This window comes from Micromonospora arborensis (genome assembly GCF_003205615.1).
Taxonomy (GTDB): Bacteria; Actinomycetota; Actinomycetes; order Mycobacteriales; family Micromonosporaceae; genus Micromonospora; species Micromonospora arborensis.
Genome location: NZ_PYBV01000027.1, coordinates 1 through 4,748 on the forward strand (window position 1 = coordinate 1; position 4,748 = coordinate 4,748).

The window sequence follows — 4,748 nt, forward strand, 5'->3', positions numbered from 1 at the left end:
GCGATCTTGCACTTTCTGCCCCGCCGTACAGGGCCAAAAGCCTCATACCGACGACACAAAGTGCAAGATCGCGAGGGCTGAGGGGTGGGGGTGGGGTGGGGGTGGGGGTGGGGGTGGGGGGTGGGGGGTGGGGAGGGCAGGGGGGGTGGGTTAGACCGTTGTGGGGGCCAGGCCGTAGGTGAGGGCGTCGATCAGGGCGTGCCAGCTGGCCTCGACCACATTGGGGTGCACACCTACCGTGGTCCAGTCTCGGCCGGTGCCGTCGGCGGTTTCCAACAGCACCCGGGTCACCGCGCCGGTGCCGTGGCTGCCCTCGAGGATGCGCACCTTGTAGTCGGCCAACTCGAATGCTCGCAGCTGTGGGTAGTGCCGGGCCAATCCCACTCGCAGCGCCTCGTCGAGGGCGTTGACCGGGCCGTTGCCCTCGGCGGTGGCGATCACCCGCTCCCCCCGTACCCGGATCTTCACGGTTGCCTCGGAAACGACCGCGCCGTCCTCGCGGTGCTCGACCAACACCCGGTACGACTCCAGAGTGAACGGTCGGGGCGGGCTGCCCTCCGGCAACTCGGAGCGGACCAGCAGCTCGAACGAGGCGTCCGCGGCCTCGAAGGACCAGCCGCCCGCCTCCAACTCCTTGACCCGCTTGGTGACCCGGGTCAGCGCCTCCGGGCTGCCGGCCAGGTCCAGACCGAGCTCACGACTCTTGAGCTCGACGCTGGCCCGGCCGGCCATCTCGGTGATGAGGATCCGCATGTCGTTGCCCACCACCGACGGGTCCACGTGGTTGTAGAGCAACGGGTCGACCTTGATCGCGCTCGCGTGCAGCCCCGCCTTGTGGGCGAAGGCGGCAGCCCCGGCGTACGCCTGGTGGGTGTCGGGGGCGATGTTGGCGATCTCGGCGATGGCGTGCGAGACCCGCACCATCTGCGCCAGGCAGCCCTCCGGTAGGACCGGCATGCCCAGCTTGAGTTGGAGGTTGGCGGCGACCGCGAAGATGTCGGCGTTGCCCGGACGTTCGCCGTACCCGTTGGCGGTGCCCTGGACGTGGCGCACTCCCGCCTCCACGGCGGCGATCGTGTTGGCCACCGCGCAGGAGGTGTCGTTCTGCGCGTGCATGCCGAGCAGCCCGGCGTCGATTCCCAGCCGGTCGGTCAGATCGGCGATGGCGGCGGTCACCTGGGATGGCAGCATCCCGCCGTTGGTGTCGCAGAGCACCATCCGCTCGGCGCCGGCAGCCAGTGCGGTCTGCACCACGGCCGCGCCGTACGCGGGGTCGTGCCGGTAGCCGTCGAAGAAGTGTTCACCGTCGACGAAGACCCGTCGACCCGCACGCACGAGATGGCTGACAGTGTCGTGGATCATCGCCAGGTTCTCCGCGCCGGTGGTGCGCAGAGCGCGCTCGACGTGCCGGCTGTCGGCCTTGGCGACCAGCGTCACCGCCGGGGTCTGCGCGTCCAGCAGGGCGCGCACCTGCGGGTCGTCGGCGACCGCGACACCGGCCTTACGGGTGGCACCGAACGCGACGAGTACGGCATGCCGTAGGTCCAGTTCGGTGCGCGCCCGGCGGAAGAACTCGGTGTCCTTGGGCACCGCGCCCGGCCAACCACCCTCGATGAAACCGACGCCGAACTCGTCGAGCAGCCGGGCCACCGCCAGTTTGTCAACCACCGAGTAGGTGAGCCCCTCGCGCTGGGCGCCGTCGCGCAACGTCGTGTCGTAGACCTGGAACGTCATCAGGATCCTTTCTCGGAGCAACAAAAAAACCCCCCGCGGATGCGGGAGGTCTGCGCGCTCGGCGGAGGGGAGGGCCGGCGCGCTAGGTCGCAATAATCAGGACGGTGCTGGTCACGTTCACCACTCTGCCACTCCCCGTCCAGTTTGGGAGAAACAATCCACATCGCGGGACTGTAACGGAGAGTGCTCTTGGTCCGGTGGCCGTCGGGCCTTGGCCGGGCCCCGCCACCGGTGATCGGCTTCACATGCACCCACACCGCCGACCGGCGAAAACAGCGATACGGAAGGATCTGGAACGGATCCAGTTAACGGCCACCGTGCCGCTCACAAGGAGGACCTGTGCTCACTGTCGGTGACCGCTTCCCCGAGTACGAACTCACCGCCTGCGTATCGCTGGACGCCAACAAGGCGTTCGAGACGATCAACCACAAGTCCCACGAGGGCAAGTGGCGGGTGGTCTTCTTCTGGCCGAAGGACTTCACCTTCATCTGCCCGACGGAGATCGCCGAGTTCGGTCGGCTCAACGGCGAGTTCGCCGACCGGGATGCACAGGTCCTCGGGGCGTCCGTGGACAACGAGTTCGTCCACTACGCGTGGCGCAAGGATCACCCGGACCTTCGGGAGCTGCCGTTCCCGATGCTCAGCGACATCAAGCGCGAGCTCTCCGCCGCCTGCGGCGTGCTCGGCGAGGACGGCGTGGCCCAGCGGGCCACCTTCATCGTCGACCCGAACAACGAGATCCAGTTCGCCATGGTCACCGCCGGCTCGGTCGGCCGTAACGTCTCCGAGGTGCTGCGGGTGCTCGACGCTCTGCAGACCGACGAGTTGTGCCCGTGCAACTGGAACAAGGGCGGCGAGACCCTCGACGCCAACGCGCTCCTCGCCAGCGCCGGGGTCTGACCATGGGCCTGGACGCGATCAAGGCGGCCCTGCCGGAGTACGCCAAGGACATCAAGCTCAACCTGGGCTCCACGGTCGGCACGTCGACGCTGACCCCGGTGCAGACCTGGGGCACCGCGTTGGCCTGCGCGGTGGCAGCCCGCAACCCGCTGGTACTGCGGGAGATCGCGGCCGAAGCACTCGGGCACCTCGGGCCGGAGGGTGTCGAGGCGGCCAAGGGCGCCGCGGCGATCATGGCGATGAACAACATCTACTACCGGGCCAAGCACCTCATCGGCGACGAGCAGTACGCCTCGATGCCGGCCCGGCTGCGGATGCAGATCATCGCGAGGCCTGGTGTGGACAAGGGCGACTTCGAGCTCTGGTGCCTCGCCGTGTCGGCGATCACCGGCTGCGGGGTGTGCCTGGAGTCGCACGAGAAGGCGCTGCGCGGCAGCGGCTTCACCCGGGAGCAGGTGCACGAGGCCCTGCGGATCTCCGCCGTGGTGCACGCCGCGGCGGTCACCCTGGACGCCGAGGCCGCACTGGCCTGAGCACGTACGCCCCGACGGGCCGATGCCGCACCTCGCGGCGTCGGCCCGTCCCCGTACCACGGGCACAGCCCTCCGCCGCGCCACGGCCACAGCCCTCCGCCGTACCACGGCCACAGCCCTCCGCCGCGCCACGGCCACGGTCTTCCGCCGCGCCACGGCCCAGCCTCCTGCCGTTTCCGGACCCCGACGGCCGGGTAGCTCCTGCGGGGACGCACCCACCTACGCCGAGACGATCGGCGACAGTCAGGAGTGAACGGCATGGACAGGATCGATCCGCACGCCACCCACGCCGGGCCGGACCCGCTGCACGCCGGCGACCAGGGCACCGTGCCCGGCGGCGCGCCGGCCGGCACATTCGACCCCTGGCGCTACCGGGATCAGGCCGGGGTCGCGGATGCTGACCTGGTCGGCTACAAGGTCGAGGCGACCGACGGTGGCATCGGCAAGATCGACAGCGCCAGCCACGAGGTGGACGGCAGCTACCTGGTGGTGGACACCGGCACCTGGATCTTCGGCAAGAAGGTGCTGCTGCCAGCCGGCACCGTCAACCAGGTCGACCACGACCAGCGCGTTGTTTCCATCGACCGGACCCGGGACCAGATCAAGGCCGCCCCGGAGTACGACGAGACCAGCCACAGCGACCCGGCCTACCGGGATCAGCTGGGCGGCTACTACGACGAGACGTACGGTGCGCTCCCGCCGGGGACGGCCAGGTAGCTGTTCGACCCGACGACCGGTGGGGTGTGGCCCCACCGGCCGTTACGGTGTGAGCGTGGACGCCATCGACGACAACCGCCAGATCTCGCTGCCCGCCACCTTCAACTTCCGCGACGTCGGTGGCTGTCTCGGCCACGACGACCGACCCGTGCGCCGGGGCCGGCTCTACCGCTCCGACTCGCTGCACCGCCTCACCGAACAGGACCGGGACGCGTTCGCCGCGATCGGGATCCGCACCGTCATCGACCTGCGTCGACCCACCGAGGTGGAGCGGGACGGCCGGGTGCCGGCGTACCAGGGGCTGACCTACCGGCACATCCACCCGGAGCACGCTGACTGGGAGGCTACGCCGCACGAGGAGGGTGCCAGCCTGGCCCGCTACCTCGCGGACCGTTACGCCGACCTGGCACAGACCGGCACCGCCGGGCTGGCCGAGGCGGTCGGGCTGATCGCCGACTCCGCCAACGCCCCGGTGGTGGTGCACTGCGTCGCCGGGAAGGACCGCACCGGCATCGTCTGCGCGCTGACCCTCGCCGTGCTCGGCGTCGACGACGCGGACGTCGCCGCGGACTACGCGCTCAGCAGCGAGGCGTCGGCCCGGTACAGCGCCTGGCTGGCGGCCACCACCCCGGACGGCGCGGACGTGCCGGCACCGTTCCTGGCCTCACCCGCCGAGGCGATGCAGATCTTCCTCGACGAGCTGCGCGAGGGGCACGGCTCCGTCGAGGCGTACCTGCGGCACGCCGGGGTGACCGACGAGCAGCTCGCCGCCCTCCGCGACCACCTGCTCGACGAGCCCACCGAGGCCTAGACGAGTAAGTCCTAACCCTGGCCCGGACTGTGAGCGCAGCCGGCAGCCGGCGG

At 70.1% G+C, this 4,748-nt stretch carries 5 protein-coding genes; 4 read left to right on the plus strand and 1 reads right to left on the minus strand.

Features of this window, described 5'->3' with window-relative positions; genetic code table 11:
- Nucleotides 1-150: 150 nt before the first annotated feature.
- A complete protein-coding gene (cimA, locus tag C7C45_RS20760; protein WP_110565361.1) occupies nt 151-1,734 on the minus strand; it encodes a citramalate synthase in 1,584 nt (527 codons plus the stop codon).
- Between the two features lie 339 nt (nt 1,735-2,073).
- Here cimA and C7C45_RS20765 point away from each other — a divergent pair, with 339 nt between their 5' ends.
- The 4 genes from C7C45_RS20765 (at nt 2,074) to C7C45_RS20780 (ending at nt 4,695) form a co-directional block, all read left to right on the plus strand.
- A complete protein-coding gene (locus C7C45_RS20765; protein WP_110565362.1) occupies nt 2,074-2,634 on the plus strand; it encodes a peroxiredoxin in 561 nt (186 codons plus the stop codon).
- A gap of 2 nt (nt 2,635-2,636) precedes the next feature.
- Nucleotides 2,637-3,167, plus strand: coding sequence for an alkylhydroperoxidase, AhpD family (gene ahpD / locus C7C45_RS20770; protein ID WP_110565363.1), 531 nt, complete (start codon nt 2,637-2,639; stop codon nt 3,165-3,167).
- Between the two features lie 258 nt (nt 3,168-3,425).
- Nucleotides 3,426-3,884: a PRC-barrel domain-containing protein gene (locus tag C7C45_RS20775; RefSeq protein ID WP_110565514.1), complete on the plus strand. Its 459-nt coding sequence runs from the start codon at nt 3,426-3,428 to the stop codon at nt 3,882-3,884.
- 55 nt (nt 3,885-3,939) lie between these two features.
- Entirely contained in the window at nt 3,940-4,695 is a 756-nt protein-coding gene (locus tag C7C45_RS20780) for a tyrosine-protein phosphatase (protein WP_244200478.1), read from the plus strand.
- The last annotated feature ends 53 nt before the right edge of the window (nt 4,696-4,748 follow it).